The sequence below is a fragment of the Paenibacillus sp. 7523-1 genome, assembly GCF_002276415.1.
In the GTDB taxonomy this organism is placed as follows: Bacteria; Bacillota; Bacilli; order Paenibacillales; family Paenibacillaceae; genus Paenibacillus; species Paenibacillus illinoisensis_A.
On record NZ_NPBR01000004.1, the window covers coordinates 336,985 to 362,084 of the forward strand.

Sequence of the window (25,100 nt, forward strand, 5' to 3'; positions counted from 1 at the left end):
GTAAAGTCGCTAATGAAATCGTTAAGAAAAATCACTTGTTTCTTGGGTGAAGAAATTCCGCGAGTCTTACAAAAAAACTCTTTTGAGTCAGTGAGCAGAGTTGCTTTTAGAAACATAAGTTGAGACTCGTTGTGACAGATTTGCCAGCGAACGTTCAAAATAGGATTCATCATGAAGTGCTCTACTCAGAATTAATCCCCCCTGAATACTGCCAATCGTTTCCTCTGAAATCTGGTCAGCAGCTTCTTTAGAAATGCCTGTTCGAACTAGTGCCGCACTTAATGCTTCAATCCATCTATAAAAATACTGCCGAATTACTGCAGCGAATCGATCTCTTGTTTCGTCCAAAGCGAATGCACCAATAAGGCATATACGCTGTCCGGATTGAAAATAAGTATTGACCTCTTGCCACATATGATCAATGGCTGCCTGGGGTTCATTCTGTTCGAGCGGCTCAAAAATGTTCTTGATAAACCATTGATCAATATGAGCAAGAATTTCAGCAGCCATCTCATCTTTTCCACCCGGAAAGAAATAATATAAGCTTCCTTTAGATAAACGCGTCCGGGCTGTAATTTTACTCAAGGATGCCCCCTCATAACCTAATTCACGAAATACCTCAGTAATGAGAGGGATGACATCAGATTTTTCAAAAACAGTCCGCGTCATAGGTTTAACTCACTTAGGCTTGGATGGTCAGCGGGACGCGTACCGAGAGGCCAATGGAACTTTCGTTCCTCTTCCTTAATTGGCATGTCATTAATCGAAGCAAATCGACGTTGCATTAAGCCGTCTTCAGCGAATTCCCAATTCTCGTTTCCATACGATCTGAACCAATTGCCACTATCATCACGCCATTCATATGCGAATCGAACGGCAATACGGTTATCCGTAAATGACCAAAGCTCCTTAATGAGGCGGTAGTCCAATTCTTTAGCCCATTTTCTAGTTAGTAAAGCAACAATTGCTGGGCGGCCTGTTATAAATTCGCTCCGATTTCTCCAATAACAATCCTCAGTGTACACAAGAAAGACGCGCTGAGGGTCTCGGGTATTCCAGCTGTCTTCTGCCATACGCGTTTTTTGGATTGCTGTCTCAAGAGTGAATGGGGGAGTTAAATTATTCATTACATTTTCCTCACTTTCTGTACTGTTTGTATCAGTATAAACCGATCGGTTTATAAATGCAAGTTTACATCCCAAATATAATACCAATTTCGAATCAGATAGGTTTAGCTGATAAACATAAAGTCTTGAAGTTGACTATTCCGTTGAACTACATAGTCGAACTGAATAGAGGGGAGCGGATATGAAGCATAAATTATTGCCTTTGTCGAAACCGTGCATTACATTCTATTAGTATTCTTGGCTGATAGGCGAGCATCGGATTAACGACTTCAAACAAGTAATGATGATCTTCTAGAAAACGAGTAACAGGAAGATGGTAATGTCCTGTTGATTCCAAAATGATCATAGGTTGGTGATCCGTTTGCTCCTCGAGTAAGCTTTAAGAACGTATGAAAAGCTTTATCGTCCTTCACGAGTGCGAAGGACGATAAAGCCCTTTCCGTAAGGCTTACCTTTGTCTAGAAAGCATAAGGAGTCGCCATATGGGCGGCTTTTTCTTCATCTTGCATTAGTCCGGTGATTTATAAGATCCTGCAAGCTCAATCATTACCTTCCAATCCTCTGCTTCATAAGGCATGCTTACCTCATTCTCCGGTACGCCAAGCTGGACCTCAAGAATGACCATCCTGGTTTCGGCCAGAATAGAAAAGAGGCTATTCAAGGTAATCGCAAACTGATTGCCTGTGGTCACCTGCCTGATCTGCCCGTTAATAAGCACCTGCCCACTGCCTGAAATGACAGTCCATGCTCGGCACCCTAATCGATGCTTGCGTAATCCGATATGTTTGCCAGGCAAAAGCGTCATATTTAATGTGGTTACGGTTGTATTTTCGTCTTCTACCGCTCTCTCCATGACGCGATAGCTGCCCCAAGTTGCCTCGACGTACATCGGTTGCAGTGGAATACTGCCCAATTGCTCTTTAATTTCATTTGAATCTTTTTTGTTGGCTATGAGAATTCCGTCCGGACTTGCGACAGTGATAATACCTGGGACTCCGATGACGTGGATCGGGTAGGGGAGCTCGTTAACGATGTAGGAATCCGGGGAAGATTCGGATATTCTGCCGTGTCCCAATACATTGGAATCCAACTGATCACACAGAGCATCCCAGCTCCCGATATCCTGCCATACACCCTCATATGGCAGTACAACAGCCCGTTGCGATTGTTCAGCAACTTGTTTGTCAAAACTGCGTTCAGGCAACTGTTCATACAGGGTTAACAATTGTTCGTAATGAACCGGAAGGCCATTTTTTTCAATATGGGACAACATAAACGCAAGAGAGAAGGCATACACCCCGCAGTTCCACAATGCGCCATGCTGTAGCAGGGTTTCAGCGACATCCAATTCAGGTTTCTCTATGAATTGTGTAACCGGTGCATAACCATTAGGTTCTTTTTTTCCTGGCAGGATGTATCCATATTGTTCTGAAGCGTATGTGGGCCTTGTCCCAATTAAAATGATATCGGCATGACTCTGTTTCAATATTTCCGGAAGTAATTTGAAGCTCCTGAAAAAGTTCTCGTCTGCGAACACATCCGCTGGCGCGATACAAATCATATCGTCAGGTTCAGCCGCTCCGTAGGATTTCAGATACAAGCTCGCCAAGGCAGCTGCAGTAAAAGTCCCACGCTTAAAAGGTTCTCCAATGACGGGTATCTTGCCTTTGGTATGACGGGTGGTAATGTCGGTCTGGTTCTGATGTGAAATAATGAGCGTTGAGTCGAGTAGGTCTGAGCTGTCAAGCTGGCGGCATACTCTGCTGATCATGGATTCTCTTCCGCCTCCAGGTGACGGAAGTATATCCACGAACAGCTTGGAGCGAAGCTCATTGGACAGCGGCCAAAGCCTTTTGCCTGCGCCGCCACATAGCAGTACGATATGCATTGGCTTCCTCCTTAAGCTCGGGGAGTTTTGCTATAGATTTTACGTTTGTGAAAGGAAAGAGATCGGTATTTAAGCGCAAAATTGCTAATTTGTTGTTCTTTTAACGAAGAAGCATTCATGTTGAGACTTTTATTCATGGAACTCTTTAGGATTATGCTGGCCGGGTTTTTCGAATACATAAAATTGGCATAGGTTTCATACTCGGAGAACCCAAACTGCTTCTTCTTATTGATAGTTGAGATAATCGCTTTGTACCATGGCAGCTGATGGATCGTTTCAATTTTCTTCTTCAGAGCAGAGAGTTTCGATTTTTCGAACAGCATATAATGGGTGACAAAAGAGCGTGGGCGCGGCGCTTTCATGCCTAACAGCTTGCGGTAGGTGTTGAAATATTCTGGCTGACTCCAGTCGCGACAGTAAAATACCGTCTTATTTTCAACAATAAATGAATGAGGTTTAATGAGCACCGTATCCGCATCCATCACCAGAAAGTGCTTCGCTCTCACAATGTGATCCCCGTTCATTTTAAGCAGTTGTTGATATAACCAGCCTGAGCGGTCCCAGCGGGATGATTGATAGTGTATATCGTTTTTGGTGATAGGCAGGACTGACCGCTCGTTAACAAAAATGCAGTGTTTGCGGGAACAAAGGTTTCTGATTTTGTTGCTGGTCGGGGAAACAATATAAATCTGTCCAATCGGGTGCCGCACATAACGACGAATGCTATCGATAACTTGAGGAAGAGTGCTCAAATCTTTTTCGATTGCAGGTATAAGAACATCGATCATAGGCGCACGATTTAACTTTATTTCATGCTGAACTGGCATCTTCTCAACTCCTTGGACAAATGGTTACATCTTGTTCATGATATGTGTGCAAAATTGGTTTGGTCAGGGCATGTGCGAATATACCATTTTTACGAACAAGGGCATTGGTTTAGGGTAGTTTTATCGGTATTACATATACTGCATGATCTTGATGAAACATCAGGGTTGGATTCATTTGTTGAAGGGAGAAGTGTTATATGGGGGTGGATAGATTGAAGCCGTTAAGAAGCAAATGGTTGAAAACAAAAGTGATCCTCAATAATGGTTCTATCAAACCATTTATACCTGATACGCAGCGATATAACAAAACCAACCTGTGGTCCATGATCAGCAGATACGGTATGGTTTATATTAAACCCGAGATTGGCACTTACGGAATGGGTGTCATAAAGGCGGAGATGGTGAGTCATCAGAATTTTGCCTATCAGATTGAACAAAAACGACTGTCGTTTGACAATTTTGACTCGTTCCACGAAAGTCTTGTACGTCTGGTAAATAAAAGAAGCTATCTCATTCAGAGAGGAATCAATCTGCTTAAGCACAACAAGAGGCGTTTTGATATAAGAGTCATGATACAGTTAAGTCCCGACAATCAGTGGGAGGCTACGGGAATCATCGGCCGACTCGGTCATCCGAAAAAAATCGTGACCAATTATCACAGCGGTGGTAAACCAATGGATGTTCACAGACTGCTGGAATCTCATGCATCCCTGAAACGCAGAAATGAACTCATCCAGGAGATGAATGAGCTTGGATTACGTATTGCACGCCACATGAAGAAAAAATACCCCTACCTTAAGCAAATCGGCGTGGATATTGGTCTGGACCGGAGTTTGAAACCCTGGATTATTGAGGTGAACGTCAAACCGGACCCTTATATTTTCAACCAATTAAAGGACAAGACAATGTATCGAAGGGTGATAAAATACTTCCGCCATGCTGCTAAAAAAACAAAATAACGCTTCTCTTTTAATCATAACAATATCACCCAGCTTTAGTGACTAACGGATGGGTTCACGACACCACAGCTTAACGACCTTCCTCACCAGCCGTAAGAATAGTATAAAACGCCATAACAAAATGTTCATTACGCTGTGGTGCCCCGAGAGGGGCATGGATGACTACGGGCAGGTTAGTTTAATGTATTGTGTTTCAGTAATTCGTAAACCGAGTTAAATATATTGCTAGCATCTTAAATTCCGACGATGATAAGACCTTTTGTAACTGGACATTAAACAACGACGCTTAAAATAATTTTTCCATTGCCATCACATCTACAAAATTGCCTTCTAGAACGCCTTGGCTCCGGAATATACCCACTTCTCGGTATCCGGCTCTATGGTATAAGCGCTGACCTAGCGTATTAAATGGAAAGGTAAAAAGAACAAACTTATAAAAGTTATTCTGCTTACCGATTTCCTCTAATTTCTGAAGCAACTGTTTTCCGATCCCTTTGCCGCGATAATCACGATGAATATAAATGGAGATATCACCGACACCGTCATATGCGCTTCTAGGGTTATATAAATTGATAGAAGCCCACCCGACCACTTGATCACTCTGTTCAGCTATGAGTACCGAGTAACGCCCCTGGTGCTTGTTAAACCAATCAGACATATAAGCTTCATCTTTTATGTCTGTTTCTAGCGTGGCAATGCGGTCTTCAATACCTTGATTATAAATAGTTAGAATGCTTCCCAGATCCACTTCGGTAGCTTGCCGCAGAATTACCATGTTGATCACTCCTACATTTTGTTTTTGTACATGTTTATATCACAATGTAACTTGAAATGGGAAGGGGGAAGAAAAACAAAAAAAATCATTTGCATTTTGCAAATAATGAGGGTATAACTATAACAAGAGGTGAGGTAATTGGAAAACAACGTAAGAGAGTTGTTTCAGATCATGACACGGCGTTTTGGATTATTGGATAAAAACTGCTGCACTGCAGGAGGGCTGGATATTTCACTTGTTCAGAGTCATATTATTTATGAAATTGACCGTAAGCATAATCCATCCATTCAGCAAGTGGCAGATGCACTCTCCATTGACATCACAACGTTTAGTCGCCAGGTTCAAAGTCTCGTAAAGTTGGGTTTGGTTCAGAAAACGCCCTTACCTGAAGATCGACGTATTTACATATTATCCTTGACTACACAAGGTAAGTTTGTTGCTACGGTCATTGATGAGCAGATGAATGACTATTTAAAAGAAGTCTTTTCGCACATGTCTGAGTTTGAACGGGATATGGTCATCAACGCCGTTAAACTGCTAAACGAAAGTATGGCGAAATCCAGCGTATGCTGTACACCACGGGGATAATACTTATCCCATTTATTTAATATAATACTTGCAAAATGCAACTAATTATGAGGAGGAAACTATGATGATTAAACATATCCATGTGAACCTAGCAAGCTGCTGCGAAGCACCAGTGCAAGAGAAGGATAACTTACCTGTTGCGATCATTGGAGCTGGACCCGTTGGTCTTGCTGCTGCAGCACAACTCATTTCTCAAGGTGAGCCGTTTATATTGTTTGAAGCTGGAGATGAAGTAGGGGCAAACATTCGAAAATGGGAACATGTACGACTGTTCTCTCCATGGCAGTATAACATCGATAAAGCTGCTAAAGAGTTACTGTTATCGGCGAATTGGACTGTTCCACAAAACGAAACGATCCCAACGGGTAGGGAGATTGTTGAGCATTATCTAAAACCATTGGCTGCGCTGCCTGAATTAAGTCCAAATGTACATTTAAATACGAAAGTTACCGCGATCAGTCGCAAAGGGTTGAGCAAAGTGAAAACAAGTGGGCGTGAGAAACTGCCGTTTGTGATCCATGTTGAACAAAACGGATCTTCGTTTATTTATGAAGCGCGGGCTGTTATTGATGCTTCGGGGACATGGACCAATCCCAACCCGCTTCGTTCAGACGGTATATTTTCAAAAGAGGAAAAAGCGCTTCATAGTCACATTTCATACAGCATTCCTGCTGTGTTAGGAAAAGAGAGAAATCGATATAGCGGCAAGAAGGTGCTTGTTGTAGGAAGCGGACATTCTGCGATTAACACGTTGCTTGAACTTGTAGAGCTTCAAAAAGAAGAATCAGGAACTGAGATTGTGTGGGCTGTTCGCAAAGCAAATATCGAGGATGTTTATGGCGGACGAGAACTAGATGGGCTTCAGGCAAGGGGGGAACTGGGTACTCGTATCCAAAAGGTGGTTGAATCCGGTGTCGTAAAGGTCCTAACGGCATTCCATATTGAAGAACTTCAAAAAGAAGGTGAACAGATCCAGGTTTCTGGGACCATTCAAGGTCAAAAAGTGGTTATAGATCAAATATGTGAAATTGTAGTTAATACAGGTTCTCGTCCTGATTTATCGATGGTGAGAGAAGTACGGATATTAACGGACCCAAGCTTAGACTGTGTTTATGAGCTTGCGCCATTAATTGATCCCAACATCCACAGCTGCGGAACAGTTCGACCACATGGCGAAAAAGAACTCCGTCAACCTGAAAAGGACTTTTATATCGTAGGTGCCAAAAGTTATGGAAGGGCGCCAACCTTCCTCATGGCAACGGGATATGAGCAAGTTAGATCCATTGTAGCAGCACTAGTGGGAGATATGGAGTCAGCTCAAAAAGTAGAACTGGAACTGCCGGAGACGGGCGTGTGCAGTCTAGGTGCGAATATTATGGACAGCTGCTGTGAACCAGTTCAAGTGAAGGAAGACACTACAAATTGTTGCTCACCTTCAAAAACGGAAAAGGCAGGATCAAATTCTTGCTGCGGATAATCAAGAATTCAGAGCTACTACATCCAATCGTGATGCAGTAGCTTTTTTGGTGTAAAAACCCTTATATTCGTCATTGCTTATATAAGTGATTTATTATATGCTTATATCATTAAATGAAACCGACGAGAATAGTCACAGGAGGTGTACATATGGAACAAAACATTCAGGAGATGGCTGAGGCGTATAAGTTATTAGCTGATAAAACACGTTTGACGATTATTGCGCTACTTCAGGAACAGGAACTTTGTGTATGTGACATCACAGACATTATTGGCATGTCACAACCAAACGCCAGTCAGCATCTTCGAAAACTAAGGGCAGCCGGTCTCCTTAATGAAAAGAAAAAAGGGCAGTGGGTGTACTACTCTCTTAACCCAGATGCAGAAGCCTATGTTCAGTGTGTGTATCCCTATCTGCCATCCATGAAAGATAAAATAGCAGGATTGAGAAACTGCTGCGGTCCTCAGGAGGAAGCATGACCATTATCGCGATTTTAATCTTTTTGCTTACACTGACTTTTGTGATTTGGCAGCCTAAGGGGCTTAATATTGGATGGTCAGCGTCAGCTGGAGCTGTCCTTGCTCTCCTTTTTGGGGTCGTCAGTCTATCCGATGTAGGTACGGTCACAGGAATCGTATGGAACGCCACGCTTGCTTTTGTAGCTATTATTTTAATCTCACTGATATTAGATGAAATCGGATTTTTTGAATGGGCTGCTCTGCACATGGCAAGGCTCGCAAGAGGTAATGGCAAGCTGATGTTCGTTTATGTTGTGCTGCTTGGGGCAGGAGTGTCAGCGTTCTTTGCAAATGACGGTGCCGCACTGATCTTAACGCCCATTGTGCTTGCTATGATCCGAGCGCTCAAATTTGATCCAAAGATGATTTTACCTTTTATCATCGCAAGTGGTTTTATTGCAGATACAACTTCACTTCCGCTCGTCGTGAGCAATCTCGTCAATATCGTTTCTGCGGATTACTTTGGTATTGGCTTTGTGGAATATGCAAGTCGTATGATTGTTCCAAATTTCTTTTCAATATTAGCGAGTCTTCTGGTCCTGTTCTTGTTCTTTAGAAAGAGCATTCCAGGGAACTACGAAGTCAGTCAGCTCAAAAAGCCAGCTGAAGCGATCAAGGACAAGAAACTGTTCAACATATCTTGGGTGATCTTAGCCGTGCTGCTGGTTGCGTACTTGATGAGCGAGTTCATTCAAGTTCCGGTGTCTGTTATCGCTGGGGTTATTGCCATCTTGTTTATATTAGCTGCAAGGCGGAGTCACGCTATTCAAACATGGAAGCTCATTAAAGGGGCTCCATGGGCAGTTGTGATTTTCTCCATTGGTATGTACGTCGTTGTTTATGGACTGCGAAATGTGGGATTGACGGATGAACTTGGTAAGGTCATTCAAGCTATTGCTGACCAGGGGCTCTACATCTCCACACTGGGTATGGGCTTTCTAGCTGCAATATTATCATCGGTTATGAACAATATGCCGACAGTGATGATTGATGCGCTGGCTATTGATGGGACGAGTACGCAAGGTGTCATCCGGGAATCACTGATTTATGCCAATATTATTGGCAGTGACTTGGGTCCCAAAATCACACCGATTGGATCGCTCGCCACACTTTTGTGGCTACATGTACTGTCCCGTAAGGATGTAAAAATCACGTGGGGAAGTTATTTCAAAATTGGGATTGTTCTCACTATTCCAACTCTCTTTATTACGTTAACCGGACTGTATTTGTGGCTACATTTGATACATTCAACAAACTTGAATGTTTGGTTAATGATTGCCGTAATCACAGTAGCATTGGTTGTTATCGCTATCATCATAAAAACGTTGATTAACTCTAAAATGGACGAAATGAAAATGCAAGTAAGCCAAACCAAAGATAAAGGAGATCAATAATCATGAACAACAAACCACTTGTTTACTTTTTGTGTACCGGAAACTCTTGCAGAAGCCAAATCGCCGATGGATTTTTAAAGGCACTTGGTAGTGACAAATATGAGGTGAGAAGTGCTGGATTAGAGGCCCATGGCTTAAATCCTCGTGCTGTTCAAACGATGAAAGAGGCTGGAATCGATATTTCGAGTCATACATCAGATGTGATTGATCCTGAGATTTTAAAACAAGCAGACTACATCATCACGCTTTGTGGTCATGCCAACGATAATTGTCCAGTTGTACGTAATGATAAAGCTGAAAGATGGCACTGGGGCTTCGATGATCCAGCCAAGGCGACAGGTACAGAGGAAGAAATCACAGCTACATTCGCTGAGGTCCGCGATTCAATTAAAGCTCGGATCGAGCAGTTCTTGAAAGAAGGTAAGTAAATGTTGAGGTTGTTGGAGCGTATAACGTCGGCAAGAAAGTTGCCTTTCACTGTGGAGGAGGCAAGGGTAGAACGGGAACCGTTGCAGCTGGGATATTGTTAGAGCTAGGGTTGGCAAATATGTTTGAGGATGCTGAAATAAGAGCAAAAAGTATCAGAAGTATCATCAATATTAAACCTATGCAAAAGGAATTATTAAAGGAAATATACTAGAACAAGGATCTTAATCGTTAAACTAACGTAGAAACGATAGCATTATAAAGCAAAGAAAGCAGCTGGTCAATTGATCGGCTGCTTTTATTCAGCTAATGAGCAGGTTTGTTTAATAAATGCATAGATAGTAAATCCAATTGAGTGTTTTAGTTGCCTACTTCGGCAAGACAAAAACGGAATGTACGATGTTACAAAGAACAAACAAGATGATTAAATTACCCACCATTCAAAAAGACGTCTTTCAGCGAAGCTATATTTACCATGAGAACGAATTTGATTACATACTATTCCTTGTTATTATGTATACATTTATATATATAAAAACCTTATTCACGCTTGTTTTAAAGGTTTATATTAAAAATGCGTATACAGGGATTAATTGTGGTTGTTATAGGGGTTGGAGGCCTGTTTAAGGCGGTTTAAAAGCTGTATTGACCTAGGATTTTGGGTCTATTATTATGTTGAGGAACGCGTTCGCATGGTTGATATGTTATTGTTGAGGAGTAGGTAGAATGGAGTTTATATGGTATTTGGCTTTAATCATTGTTAGCACAAAAATAGCAGGACATGTATCAGTAAAGTTGGGGCAACCCTCTGTGCTTGGGAAATTGGTTGTTGGTATTATTTTGGGACCTGCAATTCTGGGGTGGATTGATAATAATGAATTCATTCATTATGTCTCTGAAATAGGTGTGTTATTACTTATGTTTATTGCTGGATTAGAAACTGACCTAGATCAGTTAAAGAAAAACTGGAGATCAGCAGTTGCCGTTGCTGTGGGTGGAATTATCCTACCTTTTATAGGTGGGTTCGGAGTAGCAGATGTATTTGGATTAACCACGAACTATGCACTTTTTATGGGAGTTTTATTCAGTGCAACATCTGTAAGCATTTCAGTACAAGTGCTAAAGGATATGGATCGTTTAAGTTCCAGGGAGGGCACAACAATTCTTGGAGCTGCTGTGGTAGACGATATTTTAGTTGTTATCCTTTTGGCATTTATGATGAGTTTCTTGGGTACAGGTCAGGATGTATCGTTAGGACTGTTAGTAGGTAAGAAAGTGCTGTTCTTCATAGGTGTATTTGTTGCAGGGGTATTTATAGTTCCTCGGGTTATGAAGTGGCTCTCAAAACTTAAGGTAACTGAACCCATAATATCAATCGCACTCTTCATTTGTTTTGGATTTGCGTACTTTGCTGATTTGATGGGTATGGCCGGGATAATCGGATCATTTGCTGCCGGTATTGCAATCTCACAAACGAATTTTAAGAACGTAGTTGAAAAAAAGGTCGAGCCCATTGCATATTCAATTTTTGTTCCCGTATTTTTTGTGAGCATTGGTCTCAATGTTTCATTTGAAGGTGTAGGACAACAGATCGGATTCCTTATCGTTCTAACCGTTGCTGCTGTTTTAACCAAATTACTTGGTGGTGCGTTGGGAGCAAAGATTACAGGATTCAGCAATGTTTCTTCATTTGCTATAGGAGCTGGGATGGTATCACGAGGAGAAGTTGCATTGATCATTGCATCGACGGGTTTACAAGCAGGGCTTCTTTTACCTGAATACTTCACTTCAGTTGTGATAATGGTCATACTTACAACTTTAATAGCGCCACCTTTGTTAAAGGTGTTATTTAAGCCACGTAAGGGAACTGCTACAAAAGAAGGCGGGCTATAAGAATAAAAGGGGGAGAATACTATATCTAAACTCTATTTGTTTTCCTATAAGCCTAAAAATGAAGGATGGACCGAGGAGTGTATTAACTTTCATCTGGATAATCTCTTTGAGGTCAAACATCTTCATGACAGAGTGTATTTAATTAAAACAGCCGATGATATTGAATTGTTAGAGAAGTACTTTCTTGAGTGTCTGCGTACACACGATAGTTACTTTTTACTACAAATCAGTGAAATGCCTGTCACACATCGTCAGAATGGTCTTATATCTGAAGATGTGACTAGATGGCTTCAACTCTAATTAATTCAACGGACTATCATTAGATAGTTCGTTTTTATTTTTTTTGAAAGTGAGGATTCTATAATAAAAGGGGGACTAGTATCGTTATTTGTAAATGACGATTAAACTAATGGGCAGGTTAGTTTTAAGGCATTCGATATAAACCTTATCACAGTTAGGTTTTTTTGTGCGCATTTATCAAGAAAGAACAGAGCTCGCTAACACTTCAGCGAGCTCTGTTCTTTCTATGTCAAAACCAAGTCAGAGTAAAACTCTTGTTCGAGGTCTGAGATTAGAGCAGGATGAACAGGCTGCCATCTCAAGATTCTCCGGGTCAAGTTGTCAAATGAAGAACGCACTTAGACGCATTCTCATCCGCAGGTTAACAGTATTCTGGACGTTTAAACAGATTTATTGTACACGTCTGCAAAAACTTTCGCAAAGTCTCCGACCTTAACTTTACCAAGGTGGTAGTCGGTTGCACGGAGGCTGGCGTAGAACTCGTCGGCGTTCTCGCAGGCGCGGTTCATTTGGGCAAACCCGTTGGCAGTGTTTTCGTGGAAGCCGATTTTCATCATATTCTCAGCAAGAGTTTCAACAGATATTTGTTGGTATTTGGCTTCGATACCTTCTTCAGCAAGGGCGTTGAGCCAGTCGTTGCCTGTGGCCCAGTCACTAACTATGAACTTCGCGCTTTTACCCGCTGGGGTGTGAGAAATCATGGCGTAAACAACGTTTGCAATATCAACAGGGCTGACCCAGCCTTGTGGGATGTCAACAGAAATTGGGCTGAAGATAGTCTGCTGGGTTTTGAGGCTTTGCATGTCGGCAAAAAGATTGCTGTAAAAGCCGACAGGCCGGATGTGGACAATATTCACGCTTTCAAGCGAGTTTAGCGCGTCTTCTACAGAATGATAGCTGTATAGAATGCCGGCGTTTGCGTTGTCCGCGCCGATTGAGCTGAGGTTGACGACATTTTTTACGCCTGATTTTAGCACAGCGGCCTTATAATTTTCAGCAAGATCAATAGCGGTCTGCCGCATGTCGGTGCCAGAGGCATAATTTATTCCCGAAATCATGAGGTAAACGACGTCACTACCCGAGAAGGCCTGTGCGAGGAATTCGACGTCGAGGTTTGATCCGACCGCTGGTTTGGCACCAAGCGCTTCGATGTCGGCGATACGATCATTGGAGCTTGTGATGACGGTGACATCATGGCCGTCTGCGATTAGGGATGGCAGGTAGTTACGGTTAATATTGCCGAGTGAGCCGAGAACTGTGATTTTCATTGTGTATTCTCCTTTTAATAATGTAATTTCGAGAAATGTATATTGCTTATGAGACCGTTAACCCTTCCTCGATTGGCTATTCATTACAAGAGAGATTATACAACGGTTATTTAACTAAGTAAACTAAAATAATAAAATTAGTTAATTTAATATTTTTATTCAATATTGTTTGTTGATACAGCTATTTTGATATAATATGATTTGATGAGCATTAGAGGAGGCTTCAATCGTGAGAAAACCCGTGAGCGCAGATCAATATCTAAACAAAATCAAACCTGTAATTAGAAGAACCAGATTCAGCCAACTGAAAATTGACGATATCGCAAAACATATGGATATTAGTAAAGTGACGCTGTACAAGCACTTTTCATCCAAAGATGAAATCATCGAACAGGTTGTAGAATATGGAATTCAGTATTTGCAGCAGGCCGACACCGTTGTAAATGATGATTCCGTTTCATATATTGATCGATTTCAAAAAACGTTTCTGGAATCGTTAATAGGTGTTATATATATATCCGATTTGTTCCTGCAAGATCTCAAGGAGTTTTATCCACGACTTTTTGAAAATATTTCCATCGCTCAACAAAATAGAATTAAGAATTTACAATCTTTTTTTCAATCCGGTATGGATAAGAAGATTTTTAACAGAATGCACGCTGCACTGTCCTTAGTTCAAGATGATGCGACGCTTCGGCGCATTATGGAACCGACCTTTAGTATTCAATGGTATGATCTGACCTTGAAACAAGCTGTTATGGAGTTTTATAGAATGAAACAGTATCAAGTGATTAGTCCTGAATATCTGGATACTATTGACGATTCAGTTGTCGAAAAAGAAATCATTCGCATTTTACAAACCATTTCGTAAACGCGTTCGTTTCCGACGACTTGTTCTCATTGATGCTATCGTCCCGTTATCAGAGTAATCGTTGTAAAATTTGTAGCTTTTAACACTAAAAAGCCATCCGGGTAGGTGACCATTAAACTTAGCGGTTAGAGTCAGCGCGGTTAACCTTATCACATTAAGTCACTATGCTAACGTAGAAACGTAGTTGAACAAACTATTTATTATCAGGACTTGTACCGATTACCGTATCTGGTTTCAATCAAGAGGGAGGATAATTCTAAATAAAAATGGTCGAAGGACAAGAACATAGTCCCATTGAAGTCGCTATTATAGCGACTTTTTTATTTTATCCGTACAAGTTCCAAATTCCGAGACAAGGAAAGAACTTGTACGGATTGCCGAAATGGTCAAGAACATAGTCCTTTTTTCGATTAGATGGATATCTAAGTGTTGGGGCGAAGCTAACTTTGGCAAGCGCTCCCGTTCGGACTCATCTCATTGTGTTGGCCATGGAAGAATCCCGTTTGGCTGGGGTAAATCGATTGATTTAAAGGAATAAACAAAAGAAATAATGGCTGCACAAGAAGTTACCGAGCAGCAAAAGATATAAACAAAAATTGAATAGCGATTGCTTCCGGAGAAGGGGGGGAATAATCACTATGTATATTTGCGTATTTTTTTACTTTTTGTCCTCCACATGTGTACAAAGAATAAAAAAGATGCTACATTGAAATCAGTATAACCCCCTGTATAACAAGGTTTTTCCGCAGAATAACATGTCTCCTGTATGAGGACAAACGTATATCAAGGAGGGAATCGAATGTCAAGTCAAGCATTGGACCATTTTTTAAGTTCGAACATCGAAGATCTAAAGAATAACGGTCTATATAACTTCATCGATACACTGCAGGGTGCAAATGGACCTGTTATTCGTATTGACGGAAAGTCCCTAATCAATTTATCTTCTAATAACTATTTGGGCTTGGCAACAGATTACCGCCTGATTGATGCTTCAGTTAAGGCGGCGCAGACATACGGGGCAGGGGCAGGCGCTGTGAGAACAATTAATGGTACGATGGATCTTCATATTGAGCTTGAAGAAAAACTGGCCCGTTTCAAAAAAACGGAAGCCGTTATCGTGTATCAATCGGGATTTAACTGTAATATGGCTGCTATATCCGCGGTAATGGACCAGCATGATGCGATTTTATCCGATGAGCTGAACCACGCTTCAATTATTGATGGCTGCCGCCTGTCGAGAGCCAAGGTGATACGCTTTAAGCATTCGGATATGAATGATTTAAGACGGCTGGCGAAAGAGGCCAAGGAATCCGGTCAGTACCATAAAATTATGGTCATCACCGACGGGGTTTTCTCCATGGATGGTGATATAGCAAAGCTACCCGAAATCGTGAAAATAGCAGAAGAATTCGATCTGATTACTTATGTGGACGATGCTCACGGTTCGGGCGTTCTCGGAGCAGGTGCGGGAACCGTGAAACATTTTGAATTGTCCGACCGCATTGACTTTCAAATTGGTACTCTTTCCAAGGCGATCGGCGTTGTCGGCGGTTATGTGGCGGGTAAAAAACAATTGATCGAATGGCTGAAGCTGCGAAGCCGTCCGTTTCTGTTCTCGACATCGCTACCTCCGGCTGCAATCGCTTCTTGTAGCGCTTCTATCGACATTTTGATGAATGACAAAGAGCTGATCGATAAGCTGTGGGAGAATAGCAATCATTTGAAAGAACGTTTGAGACGGCTTGGATATGATGTAGGCCAAAGTGAAACTCCGATCACACCTTGTATCATTGGCGATGAAGTAACCACCCAACAGTTCAGCAAAAGGCTCTATGAAGAAGGCGTTTATGCTAAGGCAATCGTATTTCCTACGGTCCCGAAAGGAACTGGAAGAATACGCAACATGCCGACAGCTGCTCATACCAAGGAGATGCTGGGCCAGGTGATCTCTGTTTATGAGAAAGTTGGCAAGGAAATGAAGCTGATTTAGCTGCATTTTAGCTGCTTTCGCGGGAGTATATTTCGGGAGGAATGTCTTATGAACAAGATCTTGGTGACCGGAGCACTGGGCCAAATCGGTTCTGAGTTAGTTGTTAAATTACGTGAGATTTATGGTGCGGATCATGTCGTTGCTACGGATCTCAGGTCATCAGCCCACGAAATTACCCGATCAGGACCATTCGAGCTGCTGGACGTGACGAATGATAAGGCAATGTTCGAAATCGCCAAGCGGTACGAAGTGGATACCATCATCCATTTGGCTGCGCTGCTTTCGGCTACTGCAGAGGAGAAACCCCTGCTTGCCTGGAATTTGAATATGGGCGGATTGATGAATGCGCTTGAAATATCCAGAGAGCTCGGTTGTCAATTGTTCACTCCAAGCTCCATTGGATCTTTTGGCCCTACGACTCCGAAATACAATACTCCGCAGGATACGATCCAGAGGCCCAATACGATGTATGGCGTGAACAAAGTATCCGGCGAACTGCTTTGTGATTATTATTTTCACAAGTACGGCCTGGACACTAGGGGGCTGCGATTCCCAGGTTTGATATCTTATATGACGCCTCCCGGCGGAGGAACGACGGATTACGCTGTGGAAATTTATTACGCAGCCGTGACGGCTGGCCGGTATACATCTTATATCGCCAAAGACACAAACATGGACATGATGTATATGCCAGATGCCCTCAACGCGATCATCGATTTAATGGAAGCGAATTCATACCGGTTGAAGCATCGAAACTCATTTAATGTTACTGCAATGAGCGTGGATCCGGAGGCAATCGCTGCAGCGATTCGGGAAGAGTTACCCGGCTTTGTCCTCGATTATGAGGTTGATCCGAAAAGACAGGCGATTGCCGATAGCTGGCCGCATTCCATTGATGCGACGGCAGCAAAAACAGAATGGGGATTTCATGCCCGCTACGACTTGAAGGCCATGACGAAGGATATGCTTTCACAGCTAAGCGAGAGACAAATGCTTCGCAAAGCTTAAAGTTATTATAAATTCACTGTGCAAAGTGAGTAAAAATACAAATGAATCTGCATCAAGAGGAGGTTGGGCGTTACCCGGATAAAATGAAGAGAGGAACAACGTGAATCGTCAATGGAGGACAAGAACACTGTTTCATTCAAAGTCGCTATTATAGCGGCTTTTTTGTTTTAAGGAACAAGTTCTTGTCCCAGTCGCCCAAATTAAACAAAAAAATGCTTATCGTTAGTATGATGTACATCTAAACATTGATCACATGCACTTAAACAAGAAAATAGTGCTGAAGGACAAGAACTTGTACCGATTTGGTCAATGTGATCAGCTGCAATTGTTCAACTAATGGGCAGTTTAACGTAAATAGGACTTTACTTCTTAGCGTGTAACCTTTCCTTGAAATATACGTTTTATTAAGAACTAGGGAAATTAGGAAGGAAGATGAAATATGAATTTTTTTATTTATCTGGGGGTCATTCTCATTTTTGTTTCTGGAATTTGTATTGGAGCATGGACGACTGGTAACCAACAAAGAGGTAATTTTTATTCAGAGTCTAAGGAAGATCGTAAAATAAAGAAGAAAGTTGCCACATGGTCTGCTTTAGCTGGTGTATGCTCGTTTGCAGTTGCTGGATTGATTTATTTATTCAACTAACGAGCAGGTTAGGGTAATAGATCAATTTTTTTGATTTACCGTTAAAAATTAGGTTACTCTCTTTTGAAAGTGTAGTAATAGAAAAGGAGCCATCATTCGAGTCATTCGAGGGGCTCATCTTTTCTATCTCCCCAGCTACTGTTCGTACGCGTTTATCACTTTAATCATCGATTAAAATACCTGCGGCTTTTAAGTGTCCATGAGTCAGAATTTTTCCGAATTGTGAAGCGAGTTCATTAGGAGTATAAGAAAAATCATTTTTAACCCACCATATTACAATGCCCATAAAAGTAGATGCGATATATTGAAGTAATAATTCCTTTGAAATCTTCAGGGGCGTATTTTCCAAGCCATCTTCCACTGTGTTTTTTATAATTTCCTCCATTTTTGATTGAAAACCATAAATTCTATTCTCATCAAGTAACAACGCTTTGTAAAAGGGAATATTGTTCTTAATTTTCTCCAGTATGGTTTGCATTAGTTGTTCAAGCATAGAGCCACTTATAGGAGATTTGCTGCTCGAACAAAGATTGAGTGTACTCTTTAATTCTTCTAATAATTCGTCCATAGATACATTTAATAAATCTGGTTTGTTCTGATAATGAAGGTAAAATGTATTCCGGTTAATCATTGCTTTATCGGCAATATCTTGGATCGTAATTCCTTCGTATCCCTTTTCATTAAGAAGTTCTATAAACGCCTTTTTTATAGAATGTCTGGAGCGAAGGATACGCAGATCGGTTTTTTTGTTCATTATGACTCGTTCCCTTAACTTTTATTGTTAGATATACGACATTTGGGCTCAAACTGTATTTTATCTCTCAAAATCAAAATTATTAAACATTGAATGCTGACCTTGTATTAATCATAATAAACAAAAGATAAATATACAACACGTTGACCATTATTTATCTTGCTGATAATTAACTCTAATTAGAGGGGAGATTTTTAAATGAAAACGATAGCAATCGTTGGAGCAGGAGCAGGTTTAGGAATGTCCATAGCTAAGAAATTCGGACAACATGGCTTTCGCGTAGCGCTTATTGCGCGAAATGAAGAAAAGTTGAACCAACTGGTGATTGAATTAGAACAATTGGGAATCGAAGCTGCTTCTTTTCAAGCGGACATATTGAATAAAGAACAAATTGATAAGGCATTTGCCGCTATTAAAGAGAAATACGGATTTATTGATGTTCTTGAATACAGTCCAACGCCGAGCTTTGACACAGTAGCGACAACACTAGATGTAACTGAAGAAAATGCGTTATACCAATTTCAATATAATGTTTTAGGTGCTTTATCGAGTGTTAAACAAGTGCTTCCGGAGATGTTGGTTAAGCAAAGCGGTGCCCTATTATTTACGACTGGAGGTGCTGCAATTCACCCGGTACCGATGATGGGCAATGTCGGAATTGCAATATCAGGACTTCGCAATTATATCTTTAATTTGAACAGCGAACTAGCGGACAAAGGGGTTTATGCAGGTCACCTTTCGATCGGAATCTGGATGCAGCCGAACTCAGGAGTTCAAGATAAAATCGCTGATATTTGGTACGACATGTACACCAAAAGAGACAGAGTAGAAGAGTTTATAACTGAAGATAAAGTGTGAGTTGAATAATTTATTTTGAAGGAGATACAAGAAAAGAATATGAATATCACCATTTTTGGTGCAAGTGGTGCAATTGGACAGCTTGTAACACAATTAGCTTTAGATCACGGAGATTTCGTTACGGCATACGTTAGAAACCTCAAAAAAATCAGCCTCAAACATCCAAATTTGAGCCTTGTACAAGGGGAGCCTTCGAATACTTCAACCATCGAGAAGGCCATTGCCGAATCCGATGTCGTAATCAGCACATTGGGGCCAGCATCCGATATGTCACGAAAGCTTAAAGGCACCCCGATTGCTGACGGACACGAATTGATGATTAGGGCTATGAACAAACTTAACAAAAAAAGGTTCATTACACTTGCGACGCCAGCTCTGCAATCAGATGACGATAAGAAAAACATGTCCACGATACTTCCAGGTGTATTAGCCAAAGTTCTCCTTCCAAACGGTTATGCAGAAATGAAGAAAATGGAAGGAATGATTAAAGAATCGAATCTGGATTGGACAGTCGTTCGAATTATTAACCCAAATGTTAAATACACAGGGCAGTCTTATGGCTTTTCATTCGGAGATAAATCGGCTAAATTATCAGTTTCCAGGGAAAATGTTGCCGAATTCATGTACTCTGCCGCTCGTGACAACCAATTGATTAGAAAAATGCCTATTATTTATAATAAATAAGCTCGAAAAATACCGTTTAGGGATGCTGGGAACCTTCCCAGGTTATTGTAATTGATAGTGAAGGAGCGTTCAAAATGAAAATCGAGATATGGTCGGATTATGTTTGTCCATTTTGTTATATCGGAAAAAGACGATTAGAGTCTGCACTGGAGCAATTCGCTCATCCGAATGAAGTGGTTATTGAATATAAAAGCTTTGAACTTAATCCGCAAGCATCCATGTACTCAGGCAAAAATATGCACCAAAAACTTTCTGAGAAATATGGTATGAGTATCGAGCAAGCGAAAAAGGCAAATGCTGAACTTGGACAACAAGCGGCGATGATGGGTCTAGTGTATAATTTCGACCAAATGAAGCCCACCAATACGTTTGATGCTCATCGTTTAACCCAATATGCCAAATCTGTTGGTAAAGATATGGAATTATCAGAGAAGTTATTCTATTCTTATTACACGGACGCCAAGCTAATCAGCGATCATGATACATTAGCAGATATTGCAGAATCAATTGGAATGAATAGGGACGAGTCAATGACAGTTCTTCATGATCCATCCAAATATGCTAACGAAGTGCGTTCAGATGAAACCACAGCTAAACAATTAGGGATAACAGGAGCGCCTTTCTTTGTCATTGATAGAAAATACGCGATATCCGGTGCACAACCAACAGAGGTATTTATAAAAGCTCTTAACCAAGCATCTCAATAAGAAAGCCATGAAAGGTTTGTCGAGAACAATCTTAAAGTGTTTCAGAACAGCGTATGGACAGGCAGTTCAAGCAAAATAGGCAGAATAATAAACCGCACAAAAACCTTATTGGACTTTGGGCGGTTTATTCTTTTCGTCATAACTCAACGAAAGCAATCTCCAAATCCAGGATGTCGTATAGGTGAGGTGGAGAAGTTAAACATTGAGGACTTGAACTGGGAAAACTGCTCGGCTTTTGTAAACGGCAAGAGGCAAAGTAGAGAGAGGTTTACTTCACCACGGAGTGTAAGTAAGGTTAAAGAAGTATTAACATCATATTTGTATAGAATCAAGCGAAAGGACACGCAAATTTGTTCTTATGGTTAACTGGCGGTATTCATTAAATATGATTGAGGTGATTCTAATGAACCATCAAGTGCTTCTTCCAATCATAAAACGCTTAGAAGAAAACAATATTCCATATGCGCTTGGGGGCAGTGGATTATTGTACTATCTCGGTTTAATTGATTTTGTGAATGACTGGGATATCGTTGTGGAATGCCCAAAACACCTATTGTTCAGTATAATAAACGAATACGATTTTACGGAACAAGAGAGTGGGGACTATCCTTTTGCTAGTCAGTACCGAATTAGTATAGAGTCGCTTAAGATAGACTTTATTGGATACTTTGCATTATATTCCGATGATACTATAATCAATTTACCTGTTCATTCTATGGGTAAGTGGGATATCATAAATGTCTCAAGTCCAGAATTATGGTACGTAGCTTATTACCTAATGAACAGAAAATCAAAAGCGAACATCATCCTAAAATATTTAAATTCAAGCAAAGAAAAGTTGAACATTAATTTAATTGAAGAATTAATCAAAATCCATGGCCTAAACGAGGATATAAAACGAGAGCTAAATTTATTAATTGGATGATAGCTGCAGTCCTAGCGCAAAGTATTTAACTCAAAAAGCAGTCACAGAGAATTGTACCACTTTTGAGGGGTGTCGGGGGACAAGAACATTGTGTCATTTCGGATTAGATATTTATCAAAATAGTATCATGATGGAGATCATGTGGCTACATAAAAGTATATGAATATAAGACTTCGCTTGTAGAACGATTTTTTTGTAACAGAAACTGTGTTTTTCGTCAAAAGGTTCTATTACAGACAAGAACATGGTATCGCTGTTGATAAGAATCATTATCTATTTCATTAAGCTAACGGGCAGGTTAGTACAATGACAAAATAGAATTAATGTCTTATGAATGTCTTTGTAAGAAGAGTATATGACACTCTGATGAATAAGAGACAGTTTGGAACGATAAGTTGTAAAATTATCAAGACAAGAAAGAATGATTTTACTCCTAAAACAATGACCAATAGTAGTACAATCACGATGAACATGAAAGTCAGCTAAAGAGGACCCGTCCGCGGTCCTTTTTTAGTATGACTTAAGAAATATATGAACTAATTTGTAACGAATTGTTTGTATGGCAGTCTTATTACTGAAGGTGGTGAACAATTGACGGATTTGAGAAGGATTTATGATCAGTACTTTCAAGAAGTGTATTGTTTTGCTTTATCTTTGAGTCGAAATAAGCAAATTGCCGAGGAAATTACACAAGAAACTTTTTTTAAAGCGTTGAAAAATATAAATCAGTTTAGAGGGGATTGCAGCATTAAAGTCTGGCTGTGTCAAATTGCTAAAAACAGCTACTTTACGTATTTACACAAGCAAGAACGGTTACAGACAGAGGAATCGCTCGCAAAAGCTAATGATATTGATATTGAAAAGAAACTAATCGACAAAGCAGAATCCCTACGCATCCATAAATTGCTGCATGAATTGGATGATCCATACAAGGAAGTATTTATGCTAAGAGTGTTCGGGGAGTTATCCTTCAACCATATAAGCCAAGTTTTTGGTAAAACGGAAAGTTGGGCTAGGGTGACTTTTCACCGAGCGAGGAATAAATTACAAGATTTCTTGAAGGAGGAAGATAATTGAGTAAACTGCAATGTGATGTTGTAAGAGATTTATTGCCGCTTTATTATGATAATGTATGCAGCACAGCCACAAAAGGAGAAATAGAAACGCACATTGTTACATGTTCAGGCTGCAAGCAGATGCTGGAAAATTTAAAAGATCAAGAGTATCTTTCTATTGAAATAATAGAAAAAAATAAGTTGGAAGGAAACGAACTTAAAAGTTTAGCGGCATTTTGGAACCAATCAAAGGCAAGGGCATTTGCTAAGGGATTATTAGTTGCTGCTTCTGTATTCTCACTGTTGATCTTGGTTTATTTAGGCCTTACTCAATGGAATATTGTTACTGTACCTACTGAGGTAATACGTATAACGGATATAAGTCAGTTGAGGGACGGAAAGATTGTATATCATGTAAAAATGACGGACGGGTTCAATGTAAACCAAATCAATTATAAAGTAAATAGTGATGGGGATGTCTATATGGTACCGGTTCGTCCTCTTATTAAATCCAAGCAAGGGTATCAAAAAGGACTAGCCAATATGTATGACTTTGTTGACCTTGAACAAATAAGAACCAATCAAGGTGTGGGAATTCGAGCCGTATATTATGGGTCACCGGAAAAACCTATCCTCATTTGGAAAAAAGGTGACGAGTTACCAACCGCAAGTGATATGGTAGAAGCCCAGTTTCATTTTGACTAAAAAATGTTAGATCAAAAAATAACGGTAGCCTCATTATACTGAAATTTATTATAACGGCGTTAATTTAACGGGAAACGATGGCTCAATAAAACCAAGAAAGCAGTTGATCTAAGTGATCAGCTGCTTTCTTTCAACTAACGGACAGGTTAGTTGAATAAGAACGTCGAAACAATATTGCATACAGAAAAATCCAACCAACCGAAATAGAGTTACTAGATGTAGAGTAGAAGGAACGAACAAGCAGATGACCGGAATGATTCGAGAGTTTTCTAATAAATGATAGGAGCGGATGTAGATGGGGATAACTGGCTGGGTGAATAAAATTACCGAAATCACATTATTTGTGGAAGATCTGCAGCGGTCGAAGACGTTTTACCAAGAGTCGTTTCAACTATTCATCCAATACGAAGACGAAAACTGTGTAGTATTTGATTACGGAAATACATGATCCGGCTCAGTTTGGTCGTGTAGAGGATGGTGCAAGGTTCCTGTTTACAATCCAAGTGCCCGACGTTGACCGGGTATGCAATGAGTTGGAAATACGAGGCGTTACATTGTTAAATGGGCCAATAACGCGTCCTTGGGGGCGGCGGACGGCTTGTTTTGCCGACCCTGACGGGCATATTTGGGAGATAGCGCAGGTGCTTTAACGACTATGATGTGATGGGGTGAAAACCGTATGTTAAAAAATGATTCCGTGGCTATTATCGAGCAATATAAGCGAAACCTGGCTGGATATACGATAGACCAGTTGCGGTATAAATTCCAGGAAGACGTTTGGTCGATTGGACAAATGTATATTCACGTGATCGATGTGGCAGAAGAGTACATCGATCATATTCAAACTTGTACGATGGAGACTCAAGAAAAACATGGAGGCAAGACTGAAGTCGGAACGAAGGCGTTTATCGAAAAAGTGTGGCCCGATGTCCGTGTGAAACTTGAGGAACCAGTCAACAGGACACGTAACCCCAATAGTAAGGAAGAGCTCATAGCCGGTCTAGAGCAGGTGTTAAAAAAAATGAAATACTGGGAGGAACACGTTCGCGGAACGAATCAGGCTTGCAAGGTGCGTCATGGCTGGTTTGGCTGGCTTAACGCGAGTGATTGGTTTGAGATGATTGGCATGCACAGCAGACATCATTTGCGCCAAAAGGCAAGACTGGACGAGAAGCTTGTGGAGGCAGGCTTATGTAATAATTCACTAAATTAACGGGAAACGATAGCTCATAAAACCAACAAAGCAGCTGACCAATGTCATCGGCTGCTTTTGTTCAACTAACGGGCAGGTTAGTTCCAGTATGTGGTACTAGGTACTATGTAATCTAACAAGAGCCAGGCCAAACTGCTGAAATCATTCAGCAATGTTTAGGAGTACACGTATTCACTGATGAGCGTATAGAGAGATTAATTGCGGGCTAATTGAGGGCACCACCTAGGAAAAGCGTATCACTCGT

General features: G+C 40.8%; 27 protein-coding genes and 1 pseudogene. 21 read left to right on the plus strand and 7 right to left on the minus strand.

Annotated features, from left to right (window positions below; all coding sequences use genetic code 11):
• Nucleotides 1-87: 87 nt before the first annotated feature.
• The 4 genes from CHH60_RS03385 to CHH60_RS03400 all read right to left on the minus strand — a co-directional run bounded on the left by CHH60_RS03385 (nt 88) and on the right by CHH60_RS03400 (nt 3,842).
• A complete protein-coding gene (locus CHH60_RS03385; protein WP_095357898.1) occupies nt 88-669 on the minus strand; it encodes a TetR/AcrR family transcriptional regulator in 582 nt (193 codons plus the stop codon).
• Nucleotides 666-1,127, minus strand: coding sequence for a nuclear transport factor 2 family protein (locus CHH60_RS03390; protein ID WP_095357899.1), 462 nt, complete (start codon nt 1,125-1,127; stop codon nt 666-668). Before CHH60_RS03390 ends, CHH60_RS03385 begins: the two co-directional genes overlap by 4 nt.
• A 508-nt stretch (nt 1,128-1,635) precedes the next feature.
• Nucleotides 1,636-3,015: a sugar phosphate nucleotidyltransferase gene (locus CHH60_RS03395; RefSeq protein ID WP_095357900.1), complete on the minus strand. Its 1,380-nt coding sequence runs from the start codon at nt 3,013-3,015 to the stop codon at nt 1,636-1,638.
• A gap of 11 nt (nt 3,016-3,026) precedes the next feature.
• Nucleotides 3,027-3,842 (minus strand): DUF6492 family protein, encoded by an 816-nt coding sequence (locus CHH60_RS03400; protein ID WP_095357901.1) that lies wholly within the window; start codon nt 3,840-3,842, stop codon nt 3,027-3,029.
• A 197-nt stretch (nt 3,843-4,039) separates the two neighbouring features.
• Between CHH60_RS03400 and CHH60_RS03405 the strand changes: the two genes are divergently transcribed.
• Nucleotides 4,040-4,801, plus strand: coding sequence for a YheC/YheD family protein (locus CHH60_RS03405; protein ID WP_095357902.1), 762 nt, complete (start codon nt 4,040-4,042; stop codon nt 4,799-4,801).
• 286 nt (nt 4,802-5,087) lie between these two features.
• Here CHH60_RS03405 and CHH60_RS03410 read toward each other — a convergent pair whose 3' ends face one another.
• Nucleotides 5,088-5,582, minus strand: a complete 495-nt coding sequence (locus tag CHH60_RS03410; RefSeq protein WP_095357951.1) for an arsinothricin resistance N-acetyltransferase ArsN1 family A — start codon at nt 5,580-5,582, stop codon at nt 5,088-5,090.
• Between the two features lie 165 nt (nt 5,583-5,747).
• Here CHH60_RS03410 and CHH60_RS03415 point away from each other — a divergent pair, with 165 nt between their 5' ends.
• From CHH60_RS03415 to CHH60_RS03440, 7 genes and pseudogenes are all read left to right on the plus strand, one after another.
• Complete coding sequence (locus tag CHH60_RS03415) at nt 5,748-6,164, plus strand: MarR family winged helix-turn-helix transcriptional regulator (protein ID WP_095357952.1); 417 nt, start codon at nt 5,748-5,750, stop codon at nt 6,162-6,164.
• 61 nt (nt 6,165-6,225) lie between these two features.
• On the plus strand, nt 6,226-7,641 hold the full coding sequence (locus tag CHH60_RS03420; RefSeq protein WP_095357903.1) for an NAD(P)-binding domain-containing protein: 1,416 nt from the start codon (nt 6,226-6,228) through the stop codon (nt 7,639-7,641).
• Nucleotides 7,642-7,790: 149 nt separating this feature from the next.
• Complete coding sequence (locus tag CHH60_RS03425; RefSeq protein WP_095357904.1) at nt 7,791-8,120, plus strand: ArsR/SmtB family transcription factor; 330 nt, start codon at nt 7,791-7,793, stop codon at nt 8,118-8,120.
• Nucleotides 8,117-9,553 carry an arsenic transporter gene (locus CHH60_RS03430; protein WP_095357905.1) on the plus strand — a complete coding sequence of 479 codons (1,437 nt, stop codon included), beginning with the start codon at nt 8,117-8,119 and terminating at the stop codon, nt 9,551-9,553. Before CHH60_RS03425 ends, CHH60_RS03430 begins: the two co-directional genes overlap by 4 nt.
• Nucleotides 9,554-9,555: 2 nt before the next feature.
• Nucleotides 9,556-9,981: an arsenate reductase (thioredoxin) gene (gene arsC, locus CHH60_RS03435; protein WP_176475961.1), complete on the plus strand. Its 426-nt coding sequence runs from the start codon at nt 9,556-9,558 to the stop codon at nt 9,979-9,981.
• Between the two features lie 38 nt (nt 9,982-10,019).
• A pseudogene (locus CHH60_RS29535) lies at nt 10,020-10,193 on the plus strand (protein-tyrosine phosphatase family protein); the annotation flags it as partial.
• 512 nt (nt 10,194-10,705) lie between these two features.
• Nucleotides 10,706-11,872, plus strand: a complete 1,167-nt coding sequence (locus CHH60_RS03440) for a cation:proton antiporter (RefSeq protein ID WP_095357907.1) — start codon at nt 10,706-10,708, stop codon at nt 11,870-11,872.
• 680 nt (nt 11,873-12,552) lie between these two features.
• Here CHH60_RS03440 and CHH60_RS03450 read toward each other — a convergent pair.
• Complete coding sequence (locus CHH60_RS03450) at nt 12,553-13,440, minus strand: NmrA family NAD(P)-binding protein (protein WP_095357909.1); 888 nt, start codon at nt 13,438-13,440, stop codon at nt 12,553-12,555.
• Nucleotides 13,441-13,669: 229 nt separating this feature from the next.
• Here CHH60_RS03450 and CHH60_RS03455 point away from each other — a divergent pair, with 229 nt between their 5' ends.
• From CHH60_RS03455 to CHH60_RS03470, 4 genes are all read left to right on the plus strand, one after another.
• Entirely contained in the window at nt 13,670-14,311 is a 642-nt protein-coding gene (locus CHH60_RS03455; protein WP_095357910.1) for a TetR/AcrR family transcriptional regulator, read from the plus strand.
• A gap of 799 nt (nt 14,312-15,110) precedes the next feature.
• On the plus strand, nt 15,111-16,301 hold the full coding sequence (locus CHH60_RS03460; protein ID WP_095357911.1) for a glycine C-acetyltransferase: 1,191 nt from the start codon (nt 15,111-15,113) through the stop codon (nt 16,299-16,301).
• Nucleotides 16,302-16,349: 48 nt separating this feature from the next.
• Nucleotides 16,350-17,309, plus strand: a complete 960-nt coding sequence (locus CHH60_RS03465) for an L-threonine 3-dehydrogenase (protein WP_095357912.1) — start codon at nt 16,350-16,352, stop codon at nt 17,307-17,309.
• A gap of 439 nt (nt 17,310-17,748) precedes the next feature.
• Nucleotides 17,749-17,955, plus strand: a complete 207-nt coding sequence (locus CHH60_RS03470) for a DUF5316 family protein (RefSeq protein ID WP_095357913.1) — start codon at nt 17,749-17,751, stop codon at nt 17,953-17,955.
• 160 nt (nt 17,956-18,115) lie between these two features.
• On the opposite strand, the gene CHH60_RS03475 is transcribed toward CHH60_RS03470, so the two are convergent.
• Complete coding sequence (locus CHH60_RS03475) at nt 18,116-18,709, minus strand: TetR/AcrR family transcriptional regulator (protein ID WP_095357914.1); 594 nt, start codon at nt 18,707-18,709, stop codon at nt 18,116-18,118.
• A 198-nt stretch (nt 18,710-18,907) separates the two neighbouring features.
• On the opposite strand from CHH60_RS03475, the gene CHH60_RS03480 reads away from it, so the two are divergent.
• The 9 genes from CHH60_RS03480 to CHH60_RS03515 all read left to right on the plus strand — a co-directional run bounded on the left by CHH60_RS03480 (nt 18,908) and on the right by CHH60_RS03515 (nt 24,856).
• Nucleotides 18,908-19,567, plus strand: coding sequence for an SDR family NAD(P)-dependent oxidoreductase (locus CHH60_RS03480; RefSeq protein ID WP_095357915.1), 660 nt, complete (start codon nt 18,908-18,910; stop codon nt 19,565-19,567).
• A 39-nt stretch (nt 19,568-19,606) separates the two neighbouring features.
• Entirely contained in the window at nt 19,607-20,251 is a 645-nt protein-coding gene (locus CHH60_RS03485) for an NAD(P)-dependent oxidoreductase (RefSeq protein WP_095357916.1), read from the plus strand.
• Nucleotides 20,252-20,325: 74 nt separating this feature from the next.
• Complete coding sequence (locus CHH60_RS03490) at nt 20,326-20,958, plus strand: DsbA family oxidoreductase (protein ID WP_095357917.1); 633 nt, start codon at nt 20,326-20,328, stop codon at nt 20,956-20,958.
• A 403-nt stretch (nt 20,959-21,361) separates the two neighbouring features.
• Complete coding sequence (locus tag CHH60_RS03495; protein WP_141236931.1) at nt 21,362-21,883, plus strand: hypothetical protein; 522 nt, start codon at nt 21,362-21,364, stop codon at nt 21,881-21,883.
• 591 nt (nt 21,884-22,474) lie between these two features.
• Nucleotides 22,475-22,960: an RNA polymerase sigma factor gene (locus CHH60_RS03500; protein ID WP_095357919.1), complete on the plus strand. Its 486-nt coding sequence runs from the start codon at nt 22,475-22,477 to the stop codon at nt 22,958-22,960.
• Complete coding sequence (locus CHH60_RS03505; RefSeq protein ID WP_095357920.1) at nt 22,957-23,643, plus strand: zf-HC2 domain-containing protein; 687 nt, start codon at nt 22,957-22,959, stop codon at nt 23,641-23,643. Before CHH60_RS03500 ends, CHH60_RS03505 begins: the two co-directional genes overlap by 4 nt.
• Nucleotides 23,644-23,938: 295 nt before the next feature.
• Nucleotides 23,939-24,091 carry a hypothetical protein gene (locus tag CHH60_RS30505; protein ID WP_341175204.1) on the plus strand — a complete coding sequence of 51 codons (153 nt, stop codon included), beginning with the start codon at nt 23,939-23,941 and terminating at the stop codon, nt 24,089-24,091.
• Nucleotides 24,092-24,146: 55 nt separating this feature from the next.
• A complete protein-coding gene (locus tag CHH60_RS30510) occupies nt 24,147-24,293 on the plus strand; it encodes a VOC family protein (RefSeq protein ID WP_341176641.1) in 147 nt (48 codons plus the stop codon).
• Between the two features lie 29 nt (nt 24,294-24,322).
• Nucleotides 24,323-24,856, plus strand: coding sequence for a DinB family protein (locus CHH60_RS03515; RefSeq protein ID WP_095357921.1), 534 nt, complete (start codon nt 24,323-24,325; stop codon nt 24,854-24,856).
• Nucleotides 24,857-25,100: the final 244 nt, after the last annotated feature.

Bases quoted from the DNA above. Each gene is read 5' to 3' on its own strand.
- CHH60_RS03385 (WP_095357898.1), bottom strand. From the start codon at position 669: ATGACGCGGACTGTTTTTGAAAAATCTGATGTCATCCCTCTCATTACT.
- CHH60_RS03390 (WP_095357899.1), bottom strand. From the start codon at position 1,127: ATGAATAATTTAACTCCCCCATTCACTCTTGAGACAGCAATCCAAAAA.
- CHH60_RS03395 (WP_095357900.1), bottom strand. From the start codon at position 3,015: ATGCATATCGTACTGCTATGTGGCGGCGCAGGCAAAAGGCTTTGGCCG.
- CHH60_RS03400 (WP_095357901.1), bottom strand. From the start codon at position 3,842: ATGCCAGTTCAGCATGAAATAAAGTTAAATCGTGCGCCTATGATCGAT.
- CHH60_RS03405 (WP_095357902.1), top strand. From the start codon at position 4,040: ATGGGGGTGGATAGATTGAAGCCGTTAAGAAGCAAATGGTTGAAAACA.
- CHH60_RS03415 (WP_095357952.1), top strand. From the start codon at position 5,748: ATGACACGGCGTTTTGGATTATTGGATAAAAACTGCTGCACTGCAGGA.
- CHH60_RS03420 (WP_095357903.1), top strand. From the start codon at position 6,226: ATGATGATTAAACATATCCATGTGAACCTAGCAAGCTGCTGCGAAGCA.
- CHH60_RS03425 (WP_095357904.1), top strand. From the start codon at position 7,791: ATGGAACAAAACATTCAGGAGATGGCTGAGGCGTATAAGTTATTAGCT.
- CHH60_RS03430 (WP_095357905.1), top strand. From the start codon at position 8,117: ATGACCATTATCGCGATTTTAATCTTTTTGCTTACACTGACTTTTGTG.
- arsC (WP_176475961.1), top strand. From the start codon at position 9,556: ATGAACAACAAACCACTTGTTTACTTTTTGTGTACCGGAAACTCTTGC.
- CHH60_RS03440 (WP_095357907.1), top strand. From the start codon at position 10,706: ATGGAGTTTATATGGTATTTGGCTTTAATCATTGTTAGCACAAAAATA.
- CHH60_RS03450 (WP_095357909.1), bottom strand. From the start codon at position 13,440: ATGAAAATCACAGTTCTCGGCTCACTCGGCAATATTAACCGTAACTAC.
- CHH60_RS03460 (WP_095357911.1), top strand. From the start codon at position 15,111: ATGTCAAGTCAAGCATTGGACCATTTTTTAAGTTCGAACATCGAAGAT.
- CHH60_RS03465 (WP_095357912.1), top strand. From the start codon at position 16,350: ATGAACAAGATCTTGGTGACCGGAGCACTGGGCCAAATCGGTTCTGAG.
- CHH60_RS03470 (WP_095357913.1), top strand. From the start codon at position 17,749: ATGAATTTTTTTATTTATCTGGGGGTCATTCTCATTTTTGTTTCTGGA.
- CHH60_RS03475 (WP_095357914.1), bottom strand. From the start codon at position 18,709: ATGAACAAAAAAACCGATCTGCGTATCCTTCGCTCCAGACATTCTATA.
- CHH60_RS03480 (WP_095357915.1), top strand. From the start codon at position 18,908: ATGAAAACGATAGCAATCGTTGGAGCAGGAGCAGGTTTAGGAATGTCC.
- CHH60_RS03485 (WP_095357916.1), top strand. From the start codon at position 19,607: ATGAATATCACCATTTTTGGTGCAAGTGGTGCAATTGGACAGCTTGTA.
- CHH60_RS03490 (WP_095357917.1), top strand. From the start codon at position 20,326: ATGAAAATCGAGATATGGTCGGATTATGTTTGTCCATTTTGTTATATC.
- CHH60_RS03495 (WP_141236931.1), top strand. From the start codon at position 21,362: ATGAACCATCAAGTGCTTCTTCCAATCATAAAACGCTTAGAAGAAAAC.
- CHH60_RS30505 (WP_341175204.1), top strand. From the start codon at position 23,939: ATGGGGATAACTGGCTGGGTGAATAAAATTACCGAAATCACATTATTT.
- CHH60_RS03515 (WP_095357921.1), top strand. From the start codon at position 24,323: ATGTTAAAAAATGATTCCGTGGCTATTATCGAGCAATATAAGCGAAAC.